At 65.6% G+C, this 15,017-nt stretch carries 12 protein-coding genes; all 12 read right to left on the reverse strand.

Translation table 11 applies throughout. The annotated features are described in order from the left end of the window. Positions 1-41 precede the first annotated feature (41 nt). Positions 42-911 (reverse strand): ABC transporter permease, encoded by an 870-nt coding sequence (locus tag ACSQ24_RS00560; protein ID WP_436092811.1) that lies wholly within the window; start codon positions 909-911, stop codon positions 42-44. Beyond that, positions 908-1,966, reverse strand: a complete 1,059-nt coding sequence (locus tag ACSQ24_RS00565; protein WP_436092812.1) for an ABC transporter substrate-binding protein — start codon at positions 1,964-1,966, stop codon at positions 908-910. The genes ACSQ24_RS00560 and ACSQ24_RS00565 overlap by 4 nt, the downstream gene beginning before the upstream one ends. 34 nt (positions 1,967-2,000) lie before the next feature. Continuing rightward, positions 2,001-3,056, reverse strand: coding sequence for an ABC transporter ATP-binding protein (locus ACSQ24_RS00570; protein WP_436092813.1), 1,056 nt, complete (start codon positions 3,054-3,056; stop codon positions 2,001-2,003). Continuing rightward, positions 3,056-3,856, reverse strand: a complete 801-nt coding sequence (locus ACSQ24_RS00575; RefSeq protein WP_436092814.1) for an ABC transporter permease — start codon at positions 3,854-3,856, stop codon at positions 3,056-3,058. Before ACSQ24_RS00575 ends, ACSQ24_RS00570 begins: the two co-directional genes overlap by 1 nt. Positions 3,857-3,904: 48 nt before the next feature. Further along, the gene (locus tag ACSQ24_RS00580; RefSeq protein WP_436092815.1) at positions 3,905-5,140 is read right to left on the reverse strand and encodes an amidohydrolase family protein; all 1,236 of its coding nucleotides are present in this window, start codon (positions 5,138-5,140) and stop codon (positions 3,905-3,907) included. Between the two features lie 99 nt (positions 5,141-5,239). Beyond that, positions 5,240-6,520 (reverse strand): glycosyltransferase family protein, encoded by a 1,281-nt coding sequence (locus ACSQ24_RS00585; protein ID WP_436092816.1) that lies wholly within the window; start codon positions 6,518-6,520, stop codon positions 5,240-5,242. 93 nt (positions 6,521-6,613) lie between these two features. After that, positions 6,614-7,405 (reverse strand): polysaccharide deacetylase family protein, encoded by a 792-nt coding sequence (locus ACSQ24_RS00590; protein WP_436092817.1) that lies wholly within the window; start codon positions 7,403-7,405, stop codon positions 6,614-6,616. Then, on the reverse strand, positions 7,402-8,748 hold the full coding sequence (locus ACSQ24_RS00595; RefSeq protein WP_436092818.1) for a glycosyltransferase family 4 protein: 1,347 nt from the start codon (positions 8,746-8,748) through the stop codon (positions 7,402-7,404). The genes ACSQ24_RS00590 and ACSQ24_RS00595 overlap by 4 nt, the downstream gene beginning before the upstream one ends. 28 nt (positions 8,749-8,776) lie before the next feature. Then, entirely contained in the window at positions 8,777-9,949 is a 1,173-nt protein-coding gene (locus tag ACSQ24_RS00600; RefSeq protein ID WP_436097793.1) for an ABC transporter permease, read from the reverse strand. A 2-nt stretch (positions 9,950-9,951) separates the two neighbouring features. Further along, positions 9,952-10,950 carry an ABC transporter permease gene (locus ACSQ24_RS00605; protein WP_436097794.1) on the reverse strand — a complete coding sequence of 333 codons (999 nt, stop codon included), beginning with the start codon at positions 10,948-10,950 and terminating at the stop codon, positions 9,952-9,954. A gap of 5 nt (positions 10,951-10,955) precedes the next feature. Beyond that, positions 10,956-12,869 (reverse strand): ABC transporter substrate-binding protein, encoded by a 1,914-nt coding sequence (locus ACSQ24_RS00610; protein WP_436092819.1) that lies wholly within the window; start codon positions 12,867-12,869, stop codon positions 10,956-10,958. After that, positions 12,869-14,752, reverse strand: coding sequence for an ABC transporter ATP-binding protein (locus ACSQ24_RS00615; RefSeq protein ID WP_436092820.1), 1,884 nt, complete (start codon positions 14,750-14,752; stop codon positions 12,869-12,871). The genes ACSQ24_RS00610 and ACSQ24_RS00615 overlap by 1 nt, the downstream gene beginning before the upstream one ends. Positions 14,753-15,017: the final 265 nt, after the last annotated feature.

Below are 15,017 nucleotides of genomic sequence, written 5' to 3' on the forward strand. Positions count from 1 at the left end.
CGGCCGTGGCGGCCAAGCGCCACAGCCGTGGAGAAAACCGCCTAGCGATAGCGCCGTTGCACGATCAGGTTGGCGGCGACGGTGAGGAGCAGCGTCGCCGTCATCAGGATGAAGGAAATAGCGCCGCCGAAGGGCCAGTTGTTCTGCTGAGCGAATTGGCCGTAGACCAGCGGGCCCATGGTCTGGAATTTCGGGCCGCCGAGCAGGACCGGCGTGGCATAAGCGTTCATCGCCAGGATGAAGGTCAGGATCGTGCCGGCGAGGATGCCGGGCATGGCGAGCGGCCAGAGCACGCGGGCGAACATGGCGGTCGGACCGGCGCCGAGGCTGAAGGCGGCCTCCTCGACATTGCGGTTGATGCCCTCGATCACGCTCTGCAGCGTCAGCACCATGAAGGGCAGGTTGACCGCGATGATGCCGATGATCACGGCGGTCTCGGTGAACATGATCTCGAGCGGCTGGTCGATCACCCCTAGGCCCATCAGCGAGGCGTTGAGCGCGCCCTTGCTGCCGAAGGCGGTCATCCAGCCGGCGGCACGCACGGCGTTGCCGACGAAGAGCGGTAGCACCACCAGCATGATCAGCAGGTTCTTGAAGCGGCTTTCGGTGCGCGCCAGCACATAGGCGAGCGGGAAGCCCATGATCAGGCAGATGATCGTGCAGATCACCGCGACGCGGACCGTGCGCCAGAGCACGTTGAGATAGAAACCGTCGGTGAAGAACTTGACGTAGTTCTCGATCGTCAGCCCGTCGACCATGAACTGGCCGGGGATGAACTGGTTGAGCGAATAGCGGAACAGGATCGCAACCGGGCCGATCAGCCCGATCGCGACAAAGATCGTCGCCGGGACGACGAGCATCCCGGCGAGATTGGTGCGGGCACCCGCGACAGGTTCGGGGGCGATGCTCACCCCTTGAACACCTTGTCCCACCACTCCTTCATCGCGGAATCGTTCTTGGCGAGGAAGGCGTAGTCGAGATCCTTGATGCGCTTCTCCTCATCGGGCGTGAAGCCGATGCGCTTTTGCAGGTCTGGCGCGACGGAAAGGCCGGAAACCGTGCCGTTATAACCCATGTCGACGGCGAAGGCCTCCTGCGGCTCCTTGGCGAGCATGGCGTTCATGTAGGCGTAGGCGTTGTCCTTGTTGGGCGCGTTCTTGGCGATGACGAAGCCCGAGACGTAAGCCGGGATGCCCTCGACCGGCGAGACCGCCTCGCAGGGGATGCCGGCGTTCTGCCATTGCACCACGCGCGCCTTCCAGATCGCGCTGATGCCGACCTCTTCGTTCTTCATCGCCTGGGCGAAGGCCTCATTGGTCGGGTAGACGCGGGCGCCGGCCTTCTTGACCGCAAGCAGGACCTCCTTGGCCTTGTCGAGATCGTTCATGCTGGCGCCGTTGGTGGCGGCCATCGAGGCGGCGATCATGATCGCCTGGTACTGGATGTCGATGAAGCCGATCTTGTTGCCCCATTTCGGATCGAGCCAGTCCTTGAAGCCCGTCGGGGCCGGGCTGATCAGCTTGGGATTGTAGATGACAACGTTGCCGGAATAGATGTGCCCGATGCCGTACGGATATTTCATCGTCGGCAGCAGATTCTTGGCGTTCGGGATCTTGGCGTAGTCGAGCGGCTCGGTGACGCCGGCCTCGTTCATCTCGAACATGTTGGCGGCCGAGAAGCCCTGGATGTCGACCGTGCCGCGCGGCAGGCGGCGCTCGGCCAGCATCTTGGCGCGGCGTGGTGCGTCGCCCTCTTGCGCCTGGATGACTTCGAGCCCTTTGGGCTTGAGCAGCGGCTCCTCGATGTTCTTGGTCAGGAGGCGGGCATAGTCGCCGCCCCAGGTGCCGACCACGACCTTGCCGGCCGATTGTGCCTGGGCGCGACCGCCGAGCGCCGGCATTGCAACCGCAGCGCCGGCGCCAACAGCCAGGCCTTTAAGGACATCGCGTCTGTCGATCTTTTTCATGTTCGTTCCCCTGTTGGACGCCCGTCGAGCCGGTTCAAGGCTCGCGCGGATAGACGAGCCCGGCGTCTTCGGCCCAGCCTATCGTGATCATGTCGCCCGGCTTCGGCTCGGCCGCGTCCGGGCGGTTGGATACCTGCAGGAGGATGCGGTCCTGCTCGGTCAGCCGGACATCGATGTCGAGCAGCGCTCCGAGATAGGAGACGTGCTCGACCCGCGCCGGGAAGCGATTGGCGCAAGCTTCGGCCTCCGCGCCGATGGCGAGGCGCTCCGGCCGGAGCGCCAATGTCGCCGGACCGGCGGCGGTCGCCTGGCAGCTGATGTCGAGGCCGCCGCCGCTGCGGAAGCGTCCGGCCTGCGCCATCGCGCCATCGAGGAAGGCGCTGCGGCCGATGAAGCCGGCGACGAAACGGTCGGCTGGCTTCTCGTAGAGCTCGCGCTGCGTGCCGATCTGGCGGACCTTGCCCTTCTCCATCACGACCAGCCGGTCGGCCATGGTCAGAGCCTCCTCCTGGTCGTGCGTGACCATGATGGTGGTCAGGCCGAGCTTGCGCTGCAGGTCGCGGATCTCGACGCGGACCTCCTGGCGCAACTTGGCGTCGAGATTGGAGAGCGGCTCGTCGAGCAGCAGGACATCGGGCTCCACGGCGAGCGCGCGTGCGAGCGCGACGCGCTGCTGCTGGCCGCCAGAGAGCTGGCGCGGATAGCGCTCGTCGAGACCGGTCAGGCGGACGAGCCGCAACGCCTCGGTAACGCGGGGGCCGCGATCTGCCGGCGCGATCTTGCGCATCTCCAGGCCGAAGGCGACGTTCTCGGCGACGGTCATATGCGGGAAGAGCGCATAGGACTGGAAGACCAGGCCGCAATTGCGCTTCCAGGGCGGCAGGTTGGTGACGTCGCGCTCGCCGATGGTGATCTTGCCCGCCGTCGGCTGGATGAAACCGGCGACCATGCGCAAGGTCGTGGTCTTGCCGCAGCCGGAGGGGCCGAGCAGGACAAGGAACTCGCCGTCAGTGATGTCGATGCTGCAATCGTCGACGGCGGTGAACTCGCCATAGACCTTGCGCAGATGCTCGATCGACAATCGGGCCATCAGACCACCCGGCTCAGCTTGACGTAACGGTCGGTGATGATCATCGCAGCTCCGATCAGGACGATCTGGATGACCGAGGCGGCAGCGACCGTCGGATCGATCTTCCATTCGAGATATTGCAGGATCGCGATCGGCAAGGTCGTGCGGCCCGGTCCGACCAGGAACAGGCTCATCTCGAGATTGCCGAAGGAGGTGACGAAGCCGAACAGCGAGCCGGCGACGAGGCCGGGCCGGATGCTCGGCAAGGTGACGCGGCGAAAGGTCGTCCAGGGCCCGGCGCCGAGATTTTGCGCGGCTTCCTCGATGGTGCGGTCGAAACCGGCCAGGCTCGCGGTAACCAGCTTCACCACCCAGGGAATGACCACGAGGCTGTGGGCGGCGACGAGACCGCCAGCTGAGCCCAGCACCGGCAGGCCGGTCGCGATCTCGGTCTCGATCTGGAAGACATAGAGCGAGGTGCCGAGCACGATGCCTGGCATCACCAGCGGCAGCAGCAGCAGCGTGTTGATGGCGGGGCCGAGCGCGATGCGGTGGCGCATCAGGGCAAGGCTCGCGGGCACGCCGAGCCCGAGCCCGATCAGGGTCGCCGACACGCCGACCTGCAGGCTGAGCAGGAAGCCGTCGACGAAAGGCTTGTTGTTCGCCGCGGCCTGGAACCATTTGAGCGAATAGCCCTCCGGTGGGAAGGAGGGGATCTCCTGGCGGAAGAAGGCGAGCCAGAAGACGAAGAACAGCGGCATCAGGATGAAGCCGAGCGAGAGCGTGGCGGCGCCGTTCAGCGCGATGCGTCCCAGGCTCAATCGCGCGGCGCTCAAATCGCTGCCCTCTTCATCGTCTCGTGCCCGCTCTCAGTGCAGCGTATTCTTATGGAACGCGCCACCCTTCATGATCACAGGCAGCTTCGCGCCCTGATCTTGGAACAGCTCCAGGCTCTTCAGCGGATCGCCGTCGACCAGGATGATATCCGCATAAGCTCCTGCACGCAGCGTGCCGAGCTTGCCTTCCATGCGCAGCAGCTGGGCGCCGACCGTGGTCGCCGAACGGATGATCTCGATCGGCGAGAGCACTTCGCGGCGCAGCAGGAATTCGCGCGACTGGTCTACCTGGAGCTGGCCGAGCAGGTCGGAGCCATAGGCCACTGGCACGCCGGCGCGCTTGCAGATCTCAAGGGATTTCAGGCCGCCATCGATGACGAGATCGTTCTTGGCGAGCATCTCGGCATTCATGCCGAACTCGGCGGCGCGCTCCTTCATCGCGTAATAGGCGACGAGGTTGGCGGTCAGGAACATGTTGTTCTCAGCCATCAGCTTGGCCGAGGCGTCGTCGATCAGGTTGCCGTGCTCGATGGCGCGCACGCCGCACTGCGCGGCGCGGGTGATCGCCTCAGGCGTATAGGCATGGGCGCAGACATAGCGGCCGAAGGCCTTGGCCTCGGTGACGGCCGCGGTGACCTCCTCCACCGTGAACTGCATCGAGTCGAGCGGGTCGTAGGGAGAGGCGACGCCGCCTGACATCATGATCTTGATGTGGTCGGCGCCGAGCCGCATCTGCTCGCGGGTCGACTTGATCACCGAGGAGACGCCGTCGGAGATGTTCATCGTGAAGGCCATGGCATTGCAGCAATGGCAGCGACCCCCGAAATCGGTGCGCCGGCGCGGGTCGCTATGGCCGCCGGTCGGGCCGATCGCGGCGCCGGCGATGAACAGACGCGGGCCGGCGATGTCGCCCTTCTCGACCGCTTCCTTGATGCCCCAGTCGGCGCCGCCGGTGTCACGCACCGAGGTGAAGCCGCGGTCGATCATGCCCCTCATCAGGCGGGCGGCGCGGGCGGTGGCGAGCGTCAGCGGCACATTCTCCAGCAGGCGTATATAGACCTCGGAGAGCATGACGTGGACATGGCTGTCGATCAGGCCGGGCATCAGGGTGCGCCCGCCGCAGTCGATCACATCAGCCTTGTCGGCCTTGATCGGCTTGTCAGAGACCTCGCGGATCAGCTCGCCTTCGACCAGCAGTTCATGGCCCTTGCGCAGCTCGCCATGACCTGGCTCCAGCATCGCGAAATTGCGGAACAGGACCTGCGTCATGGCGGCGTCTCCGAACGGTACTCCTGATATATTATGGGCTTCGCGAGCCCTGTCCATCGCGCCACGCGCGCAATGGCGCGTCCGGACCGCCTTTCGCGATCAGCCTGCCGCCGCGTTCTGCGCCAGCGCCCGGCCGCGAACCGGCAACGAGAGATCGTGGGCGAGCATGCGGTTGATCGCGGGCAGGCCGTCGAGCAGGTCCGGCAGGAAGGCCTGCGACGGCGGCATGCGCTTCGGCAGCGCATGCAGTGCCTTCGCCATCTGCCACGGGTCGCGCGTGCTCTCACCGGTCTGGGTGGGGTCGAGCAGCACGTCGATCAGGCGCAGATTGTCGGCGCGCTCGGCCCTGATCGCCTGCTCCAGCCGCGGCCGGACGCGCGGCACGATCAGCGCGGGTTTGTCGAAGGACAGGATCTCGCAGAACGTGTTGTAGCCGCCCATGGCGACGACGCAGTGGGCCCGGTTCATCAGCAGTTCGAGGCGCGGCTCGAAGCCGATGCTCTCCAGCTTGGGCAGCTTTGCGATGCGTTCGGTGAACTCCTTGCGCTTTTCGCGCGAAAGGAACGGGCCGAAGACGATCAGCGACGGCAATTCGATGGTCGAGTCGGTCTCATAGGCGGAAATCACCCAGTCGATAACGCCGGCGCCGTCGCCGCCACCGCCGGGCGTCACCAGGATGAAAGGGCCCTTGGTGATGCGCGGATGCCGGTTCGGCGGCATCGGCGAGGGCACGGCGCGCTTGAGATAGCCCGTGTAGCGGATCTTGTCGGCGAAGAGCGGCTGGTTCGGCAGTCCATCAAGGGGCCGATAGATGCTCTCCAGCCCGTAGACCCAGATGTCGTCATAGGTGTTGGCGAGCACGTCGAGCGCGCCGCTCTGGCGCCACTCTTCATGCAGCTTCGCCGGCTCGTCGAGCACGTCGCGCAGGCCGAGCACGATACGGGCGCCGCGGCGGCGCAGGATCTCGAGCGACGGGATGAGCTCGCCGCGTAGGCCGATCGGCTCCTTGTCGACGATGACGATGTCCGGGTCGAAGGAGAGCACCGTCTGCTTGATCAGGTCGGTGCGCAGCCGGATCGTGTCGGCGAGCTCGAGGTTGAGATGATGCGGCAGATAGCGGCCGTCATTCTGCTTCTCGATGCCGGGAATGCGGACATAATCGACGCCATCGCCGAACTGGAAGCTCGAGATCATCGACGAGCCGGAGACGATGATCACTGATATATGAGGGTAGCTCGCGACCAGCGAATTGGCGATCGCCCGGCAGCGGCGGATATGGCCGAGACCGAAAGTGTCGTGGCTATAGATCAGGACGCGCGGTGCATGCGGACTGCATGGCGGACGGCGCGCCCCGCTATCATCGATCAGACTGAGGCCCATGCGTGCGTCGCGTCCTCTACTGGAAGGTCAGATGGCCTCCGGGGGACGCAAGAACGCACCCGAACTGGCCAAAACCATAGCGCTGCCGGCGCGTCAATCCAAGTCCATTGCCAAGTCCGTTGCAGCGCCGAAGAGTGCATCGGGACCGGAGAATGCGACGGCTGCGTGACCGGACAGGCGAGCCAGCAGATTCGTGAGGAAGCCCCACACCGTATTGTCGTGATCGTGATGGTGCAGCAGCACGCCGAAGGATTGGCTCGATTCCGGGTTCGTACGGCGGCTTGCGAGCAACTGGACCATCTCGGCCAGGAGATCGCCGGGCTGCCGGCCGATGCGGCCGCCATGCCAATCGATCAGGTCGAGGTCGGTGTTGACGAGACGCGGACCGCCGGCCGGTCCGAGGGTAAAATTGCGGAAGCAAGAGAGGCCAGTGAAGCCGAGGCTGGGTAGTTCTGCGGCGACCACTGGATCAACTCGGTTCCATGGCGGCACGAAGACAGGCAGGAAGGCGCTACCAACGAGATCCCGCAGCCGTTGGCGGCCGGTGGTAATCTCGGCAAGAATCTCGGGAAGTAGCCGGTGAAGGCCGAACTCGCTCTTCTTCTCGCCAGCGGGTGCGTGGTTGCGGTGCCAGGTCCCGTGCTGGCAGGGGCGCAGCAGCGGTGCAGTCTCCAGGTGCCTTGCCAGCGTCTCCTGTGCCAGCAGCGGGATCGAGGCCAGCAGCACCGGAATCGCGAAGCGTTCGGAGAGGGCCGCGAGCCGGTCGAGCTGCGTGCTGGGCACGGTCGCGTCATCGTCGCGCAGCCACAGATCGAGGCGCTTGCCGGCGGCGGCCCAACTGTCGAGTTCGGCGAAGAGAGCAGACCAGGCTGCGTCCTCGGTCACAGCACGGTCTCCAGGATCCTGCGGCGGTGCCGGGCGATGGCGGCATCCAGCGCGCCGGCGAGGATTTTGCGGGCGCCGTCGCCATTGCGTTCCTGGCGCGCGAACACTTGCGCTGCCGCACCCATGCTAGCGCGTAAGCCGGGATCGCCGATCAACCGCCCGATCGTCGCCGCCAGCGCGGCTTCATCGCCATGCGGCGCGAGCAGGGCGGAGCGGTCGCGAGCGACCACGGCGGGTACGCCGCCGCTGTCGAGCGCGGCGACGGCGAGCCCTGCGGCCTGCGCTTCAAGATAGACCACGCCATAGGCCTCGTTCAGGCCGGGCCAGACGAAGAGGTCGTGAGAGGCGAGTTGCGCGAGGATCTCGGCGCGCTCGCGGCGTCCGAGGAAGCGGATGCGCCCGGGTGGGAAGCCAGCGAAGGCGGCTTCGATGGCAGCACGCTCGGGCCCATCGCCGATCAGGGTCAGGGTCCAGGGCAGATCCGTGATGCGGGCGAGCGTGCGGGCCAGGAAGAGATAGCTGGCGGCCTTGTTGCCTTGGCGCATCATCGCGATAGCGATCAAGCGGACGAGAATCCCTTGTGGCAAGGCGGGGGGTGAAGCACTGCCGCTGGTGACGGGCTCAAGCCCTCCCCCCTTGTGGGGGAGGGTTGGGAGGGGGGTGACTGGGTGAGCGGCGTCGAGACTTCGCCGATGATCAGCCTCACGGCTGGCTACCCCCCTCTCTAGCTCTCCCCCACAAGGGGGGAGAGGATCGGGCTTGGCTCCGAACGCCGCCTTGTACACGCCCGCCCGGGTCCTGTCCGCGCGCTCAGGCACATCGGCAAGGTTGAGCAGGAAGGGCGGCAGGTCGATCAGGCGCTCCGGCTCTGGGATGAGCCGGCTCAGGCCCTCGCGGTCACGCACCGTCATGCACAGATGCAGATCGGCGCGCAGGATCGCGTCGCGGGCGAGCGCGGCCGCCTCCGTCCAAGGCCCGTCGAAGCGCTTTTGCGCATCGCTGGCCTCGGCGACGAGGTAGGGCAGGGCGAAGCGCTCAACCAAGGCGGGGCCGATCAGGTCGGGTGCCCGGTAGTGGCAGTGATAGGTGAAGAACAGATCGGGCCGGGCGTCCGGCGCCTGCCAGCGTTCCGTCAGCGACGCGATCACGCTCTGCGCCGCATCCTTGTGAGCGGCGAGCAGTACCGGGTCTGACTCGCGCATGAAGCTGCGCTCGGCCGGGACGATCTCGACGGTGTGGCCGAGGCTGTCCAGCAGCGTCACCAGCTGGCGCGCCATCAGCCGATCGCCGGAGGGGGCGCCGTCGCCATAGCGGTTCAGCGGTGTGTGGAAAGCGATCTTCACGGCTGGTCTTGCGAGGGGCGAGCGGGCTTCAGCGGTACGGATCGGCTGCGTCGCGCAGGCCGTCGCCGAGGAAGTTGAAGGCGAGGATGATGACGATCACCGGCACACACGGGTAGAGCAGCCAAGGATAGAGCGCGACGACGTTGATGTTCTGCGCCTCGTTCAGCATCACGCCCCAGCTGGTGATCGGCGGCCTGAGGCCGAGACCAAGGAAGGACAGCGCGGTTTCGCCCAGAATGGTCTTGGGGATGGTGATCGTCGCGGCCGCAATGAGATGGCTCATGAAGCCGGGCACGAGATGCAGGCCGATGATGCGGGCGGGCTTGGCGCCCATCAATTGGGCGGCGACGACATAGTCCTCCTCGCGCAGCGCCAGCAGCTTCGAGCGGACGGCGCGGGCGAGCCCGGTCCAGTCCATCAGCCCGAGGATCACGGTGATGCCGAAATAGACCAGGAGCGGGCTCCAGGAGGGCGGCATGATCGCGCCGAGCGCAAGCCAGAGCGGGATATGCGGCAGTGACTGCACGATCTCGATGATGCGCTGCACGACGAGGTCGATCTTGCCGCCGTAGTAGCCGGCGATGCCGCCGATGATGATGCCGAGCACGAAAGAGACGCTGACGCCGAGCAGGCCGATGGTCAGCGAGATCCGTCCGCCATAGAGGATGCGCGAGAACATGTCGCGGCCGAGCCGGTCGGTGCCGAGCAGATAGAGCGTGCCGCCCTCGGGCGGGCAGATCAGGTGGAGATTGCCGGGGACGAGGCCCCAGAAATCATAGGAGTCGGCGCGGCAGAAGAAGCGGATCTTCTGCGGCCTCGTTTCGTCGACGTCGTATTCGCGCTTCAGGTTCTCCATGTTGAGGCGCTGGACATACGGATAGACGAAGGGGCCAATGAGCCTGCCCTCGTGGAAGAAATTGACCTCCTGACGGGGGGCACGGATGAAGTCCGTGTTGCGGGTCGTGTAGTGATAGGGCGCCAGGAACTCGCAGATCGCGACCGAGAGATACATCAGCAGGATGACGATGCCGGAGATCACCGCGAGCCTGTGCTTGCGGAATTTCCACCACATCAGCTTCCACTGTGGTGCGAGATAGACGCGCTCCTGTTCCGGCGACATCTTCTCGACCGCATAAGGCTCGAACGGCGCAGTCGACCAGCGATGCGGCAGCGGCTCGGAGGTGGGCGGGGCGGGAGGCATCGTCACTTGGTCGCCGTCCCCTGCAGCCGGATGCGCGGGTCGAGGATGGCAAGCGCGATGTCGGAGATCAGCACGCCGATCACGGTGAGGAAGGAGAGGAACATCAGGAACGAGCCGGCGAGATACATGTCCTGGCTCTGCAGCGCCCGGATCAGCAGCGGGCCGGTGGTCTGGAGCGAGAGCACGATCGCGACGATCTCGGCGCCGGAGACGATCGAGGGCAGGATGTCGCCGATGTCGGAAATGAAGAAGTTGAGCGCCATCCGCAGCGGATATTTGCGCAGCGCCTTGCCCGGCGGCAGGCCCTTGGCGCGGGCGGTGACGTAGTACTGCTTCTGGAGTTCGTCGAGCAGGTTGGCGCGCAGCTTGCGGATCATGCCGGCGGTGCCGCCGGCGCCGATGATGATCACCGGAATCCAGAGGTGCTCAAGTACCGATTTGAACTTGGCCCAGCTCATCGGCTGATTGAGATATTGCGGGTCGACCAGGCCGCCGATCGAGGTGCCGAACCAGATATTGGCGAAGTAGAGGAAGATCAGCGCCAGCAGGAAATGCGGTATGGCGAGGCCGAGCATGCCGATGAAGGTGAGGCCGTAATCGCCCCAGCTGTACTGGTGCGTCGCCGAGTAGATGCCGATTGGGAAGGCGACGATCCAGGTGAAGATGATGGTGAAGAAGGAGACTATCATCGTCAGGAGCAGGCGGTCGCCGACGATATCGCGGACCGGCAACTGGTACTCGAAGGAGTAGCCCATGTCGCCGTGCAGGAGGCCGGTGACCCACCAGAAATAGCGCTCGGCCGGCGGCTTGTCGAAGCCGTACTCCTTCTTCAGGAACTCGACGCGGCTCATATCCGCCTTCTCGCCCTGGGCCTGCATCTCGGCGACCATGGTCTCGAAATAGTCGCCTTCGGGGAGGTTGATCACGGTGAAGATCAGGACGCTGGTGACGAACAGCGTCGGGATCATCACCAGGATGCGCTTGAAGATGTACTTCAGCAGCACGGCTACTTCCCCTCGAACCAGAACGTGTCCGGCATGTAGCGGCCGAAGAAGGCGCCCGGCTCGAAGCTGTAGAGGCCATTGTCCGGCACGTTGCGCAGTGCCTTCGCGATCACGATCGGCTGCAGCGTGGCATTGACCACGCCGATCGTGAACAACTGCTCGGCGTTGATCTTCAGCATTGTCTGCCAGATCTCCCGGCGCTCCTCGTGCGTCGTCGAATGCCGCCAGCCCCGGTAGAGCTCGACCAGCTGCTTCGCCTCCTGAATGGTGGGCGCCTCGCCTTCGCGGCCACCACTCTCGAAATACTGGCCCCAGCGTGGCCAGTTGAACTGGGCGGGCGAGGTCGGCGCCAGCGCGTCGGGCTCCATCTCGGCCGCGACCAGCGCATTGTCCATGCCGGTCCAGCCGGACATGATCGTCTGGCCGGCGAGGATGCGGCGGCGGAAGACGTCGAGCTGGCTCGAGCGCGGGTGGATCTTGATGCCGATCGCGATGAAGTCCTGCTTGATCAGATCGAGGATGTCGGTCTCCTCGGTCGAGGCGCCGGCGGTCTCGATGGTGAACTCCAGGCGCCGCCCATCCGGGAACAGGCGAATCTTCTCGCCATCGCGCTTGGAAAGGCCGATCTCGTCGAGTAGGCGGTTGGCCTCGGCGAGATCCGGCGTCATGTTGAGCTGCGCCAGCGCCGCATCATAGAGCGGGCTCTCGGGCAAGGCGGTGTTGCCGCTCTCCTTGGCGAGGCCGAAGAAGATGACGCGGTTGATGTCGCGGCGATTGATCGCGAGCGAGAGCGCGCGGCGATAGCGCACATCGCGGTTGAGGTCGCGCCAGATCGGATCGATCGCATTCAAGTTGGGCATCAGCGCGAACGAGGCGCCTTCGGCCCGCTTCCACAGCTTGACCTCGAAGTTCATCCGCTTCGCAGCGCCCTTGAGGAAGGTATAGTCCTCGAAGCGCAGATAGCGGGCCTGCAGGTCGGAGTCGCCGGCGGCGGTCTTGGCGGGGATCAGGGCCGAGCTGCCGATCGTCAGCGTGACTTCGTCGACATAGGGTAGCTGCCGACCGTTCTCGTCGATCCGGTGAAAATAGGGGTTGCGAACGAAGGTGAAGCGCTCGGCCGGGATCGCCGTGGTGTTGCGCCAGGGGTCGAGCGTCGGAAGATCGGGATTCTCCGGCCGGTACTGGCGCGAGAAGCGCTCGTGCAGCGAGCCCCAGTCCTTGACGCGAGCGGTCTTGATCTTCTGCTCCAGCTCTTCCTTACCGGCATAGCGCTGGTGGAACTGTTTCAGATAATGCGCCGGCATGGCGATGTAGAGCGGCTGGGCGCCGGCGAGCGCGGGCAGGAAGACCGGGTTCGGCTCGGCCCAGCTGTAGCGCAGCGTGACCTCGTCGAGGACCTCGAAGCGGCAAGGCTGGCCGGAGATCAGCATCGCCTGCGGCGGTCCGCCCGGCGAGAGGCGCTTGTTGTTGGCGACGTCCTCCCACCAGTAGCGGAAGTCCTCGGCGGTGAAGGGGTGGCCATCGGACCAGCGATGGCCGGCGCGCAGCCGCAAGGTGAAGACGCGGCCGCGCTCGACCTCGAAACCCTCGAGCAGGTCGGGCGCGAGTTCGAGCTTGTGATCATAGACGACGAGGCGGGTGTAGCCGTAGATCGTCATCATGCGGATGTCGCGCTGGTCGCCCATCAGCATGCGCATGGTGCCGCCATGCCGGCCGGGCGCACGACCCATGGCAGCCACCTCGATCAATCGCGGTGATTTTGGCAGGCGCTCGGCGAGCGGCGGCAGTTCGCCGGCGGTGACCTTGGCAGCGAGCGCAGGACTGTCGATCAGGGTCCCGACGCCGGCGAAGCCCAGCCGAGGCGTGACCAGGGCGGCGCCCGCCCCAATGAGGAAGCTCCTGCGCGCGATCCGCATCAGGCGAGTTCCCTGACATTGGCGCCGGGCTTGGCGAGGACGAGATGGCCGGCGCCGAGATCGAGATGGGCGAGCGGCTCGCCATCCGGATCAGGCTTGAATCCCGCCGGCCAGTGGCGCGTGTCGGAGGCGCCGCCGGGGGCCGCGAGCTTGAAGTCGAGCTTGCGGTCGAGATCGGCGAAGGGCACCGATTTCAGCAGCGCCTTGGTGTAGGGGTGGACCGGCGCGGTGAACAGGGTGTGGCGCGGTGCGAGCTCGACGATGCGGCCGTTCGCCATCACCGCGATACGGTCGGCCATGTAGTTCACCACGGCGAGATTGTGCGAGATGAACAGGAAGGTCAGGCCGCGCTCGGCCTGCAGATCCTTGAGCAGGTTGAGGATCTGCGCCTGGACGGAGACGTCGAGCGCCGAGACCGGCTCGTCGCAGATGATCAGCTCAGGGTCGAGCGCGAGCGCCCGGGCGATGCCGATGCGCTGGCGCTGGCCGCCGGAGAAGGAATGCGGATAGCGTGAGAGGAAGCGCTGATCGAGCCCGACATCATCCATCAGCGCCTTGACCCGCGCCTTCTGCTCGGCGCCGTCGCCGCGCTCGTGGATGACGAGCGGCTCGCGCAGGAGGTTCATCACGGTCATGCGCGGCGACAGCGAGGAGACCGGGTCCTGGAAGATCATCTGCAGCTTCGGCCTGAAACTGCGCAGCGCCTCGCCCTGCAGCGAGAGGAGGTCGATGCAGTCCTTGCCGTCGTCGAAGCGCATCTCGCCTGAATCCGGTGTCAGCGCCCGCATGATCAGCTTGCTGAGCGTGGTCTTGCCGCAGCCACTCTCACCGACCAGTCCGAGGCATTCGCCGCGCTCGATATCGAAGCTGACATCGTCGACGGCGACGACTGTCGAGGTCGTGCCCTTGCCGAAGAAGCGGCTGGAATTGGTCGTATAGGTCTTGCGCAGATGGCGTACGGCAAGCAGCGGCGCTTGCTGCCCTGTAGCTTGTTGTGCTGATGCCGGCTTTGGCGCTGCCGGCGGGCGCGGGCGGGCCTCGCGCAGGGCAACCAGGCGTTCGCCCTCCTGCATGTCGAAATGCGGCGAGGCCTTGAGCAACGCCTTGAGATAGGGGTGCTGCGGACGGCGGAAGATGTCCTCGGCCGGGCCGCTCTCCATGATCTCGCCGTGGTAGATCACCACGACCTCGTCGGCCATGTTGGCGACGACGCCGAGATCATGGGTGATCAAGAGGATCGCCATGCCCATCTCGGCCTGGAGATCGCGCATCAGGTCGAGCACCTGGGCCTGGATAGTGACGTCGAGCGCCGTCGTCGGCTCGTCGGCGATCAGCAGTGCAGGCTGGCAGATCAGCGCCATGGCGAGCATGGCGCGCTGGCGCAGGCCGCCTGAGAGTTCGAAAGCATAGAAGCCATAGGCGCGGGCAGGGTCCTTGAAGCCGACCCGCTTCAGCATGGCCTCGATCAGCGCACGTGCTTCCGGTTTTGGCATCGGGCGGTGCAGCTGCAGCGCTTCCTCGATCTGGTTGCCGATCGTATGGACCGGCGAGAGCGAGGACATCGGTTCCTGGAAGATCATGCCGATCCGCCCGCCGCGCAGGTCGCGGATCTCCTTGCCCTCGGCGGGAAGGGTGGCGATGTCGATGACGGCGTCGGGCGTCTCTGGATCGCGGAACAGGATACTCCCGCCGGTAATGGCGCCAGCGCGCGGCAGGAGGCCCATGATCGCCTGCGAGATCACCGATTTCCCCGAGCCGGACTCGCCGACGAGCGCGACGGTCTTGCCGGCGGGAATGCGGAAGTCGACGCCCTTCACGACATCGCGAGCGAAGCCGTGAACGGTAAAGCCGATCCGCAAGTCGTTGATCTCGAGAATATTCATCTGCGGCTGACGCCGTCGTCCCCTGATGTCCGTGTTGCCGGATGCACGATCTGCGCCGTCATCCGGATCGATTTGTCGCTGAAGCCGCCTTGCCCGCTACGGCGCGGTTCTTTCTCCTTCCGTCCCAGTCGTCCTTGTCTCCAATCAATGACGACCGCGTAACATAGCGACAATCCCGGCAGTGCCACCTGCTTCGACCGAACTTGAAATCGCCGGACTTGTCGAGTCCCGCGGCATGTTGCGCCGCGTCGTGAACTGCCCACAT

This window comes from Allobosea sp. LjRoot237 (assembly GCF_964253285.1).
In the GTDB taxonomy this organism is placed as follows: Bacteria; Pseudomonadota; Alphaproteobacteria; order Rhizobiales; family Beijerinckiaceae; genus Allobosea.